The following is a 1,636-nucleotide window of genomic DNA, read 5'->3' on the forward strand; positions in this document are numbered from 1 at the left end:
CCCCCTGTGTCAGGATAGTTGTCGCCTCAGTTTTTCATAAAATAAAACAGGGAGCGGTAAGTTAGTTATGAGTGAAGCATTATCCAGAAGATCATAAGCAAGCAGTCATTAGAAAGCTGGTTGAAAGTGGCTTATCATTAGGTCAATTCGCAAAGCAGGAAAGTATCAACTTATCTACTTTGTATTCATGGCGAGATAAGTATTTAAAAGTAGGGTCTAGTTTGACAGAGAGTAATAGTTTAGATGGTTGGTCACCAGAGCAGAAGTTCTCAATTGTTTTAGAAACGGCAGCATTGAGCGAAATTGAGTTAAGTGAGTATTGCCGTGAAAAAGGACTTTACCCTGAGCAAGTTAAAGAATGGAGGCAAAGCTGTATTGAAGGTAATCAGACGCAAGCCCAGCAGCGTAAGCAATTAACCCAAGAGCGAAAAGCTGATCGTAAGCGGATCAAAGAGCTAGAAAAAGAGCTTAAACGTAAAGATGCAGCCCTTGCTGAAACCGCGGCATTATTGGTGCTAAGAAAAAAGTTAAATACCTACTGGGGGGAAGACGAGGACAGTTAACCTCACACTCAGATAGACAGTATTACGCATCTTTGATTGATGATGCCGTTACCTCTGGCGCAAGAAAAGAGAGAGCCTGTGAAGAAATAGGTTTGTCTATACGGACGTTACAGCGTTGGCAAGAACAGGGTGAAATCATCCCTGATAAAAGGCCAACAGCGAAAAGGCCAGAGCCGAAAAATAAGCTTACAGAGGAAGAGCAACAAGCAATATTAGATATCAGCAACCAAGAGGAATACGCCAATTTAGGGCCGAGCCAGATAGTGCCAATGCTGGCAGATAGCGGGCAGTATATCGCATCTGAATCAAGCTTTTATCGTGTGCTGAAAGCCAATGACCAATTGACTCATCGAGGTAAAGCAAAGCCTAAGAATAGCCGAGCTAAGCCTAGGGGGTATACGGCGACAGGGCCAAACCAAGTTTGGACTTGGGATATCAGCTACTGCCCTTCAACAGTAATTGGTCGCTTCTTCTACCTCTACATGATAATCGACATCTTCAGCCGTAAAATTGTGGGTTGGGAAGTTCATGATAGTGAGTCAGGAGAATATGCTGCGGAATTACTTGAACGTACACTCTGGGCTGAGAAATGCGTTAAACAAAATGTCGTATTGCACTCAGATAACGGTAGTCCGATGAAGTGCCTGACGATGCAGGCCAAGATGCTTGAAATGGGGATAATAGGCTCTCGTAGCCGTCCAGGTGTCAGCAATGATAATCCATATTCGGAATCCCTGTTTCGCACGGTTAAATATAGCCACCGCTGGCCAAGTGAAGGTTTTAAGCACCTTGAAGATGCAAGAAGCTGGGTGAAAGGCTTCACGAATTGGTACAACAACGCACACAGGCATAGTCGTATCAAGTTCGTGACACCCGGGCAACGTCATAGTGGGGAAGATAGAGCGATATTGGCAAAGCGCCGTGAGTTATATAAAAAAGCGCAAGAAAAGAATGCTAACCGCTGGTCAAAGCACACCAGAAATTGGGATGAAATCAGTGATGTGGAGTTGAATCCAGAGAACAAAAAAGAAGCAGCTTAACAGCTCAGGCGACAACTACCTTGAAAAACGCCG

General features: G+C 44.3%; 1 protein-coding gene. It reads left to right on the forward strand.

Annotated elements, in window-relative coordinates; genetic code table 11:
* Positions 1-71: 71 nt before the first annotated feature.
* A protein-coding gene (locus tag N482_RS11720) for an IS3 family transposase (RefSeq protein WP_419555032.1) occupies positions 72-1,603 on the forward strand; the annotation gives its coding sequence in 2 pieces (ribosomal slippage) (positions 72-528 and positions 528-1,603; 1,533 coding nt in all).
* Positions 1,604-1,636: the final 33 nt, after the last annotated feature.

Origin of the sequence: Pseudoalteromonas luteoviolacea NCIMB 1942 (assembly GCF_001625595.1) — a bacterium.
Taxonomy (GTDB): Bacteria; Pseudomonadota; Gammaproteobacteria; order Enterobacterales; family Alteromonadaceae; genus Pseudoalteromonas; species Pseudoalteromonas luteoviolacea_A.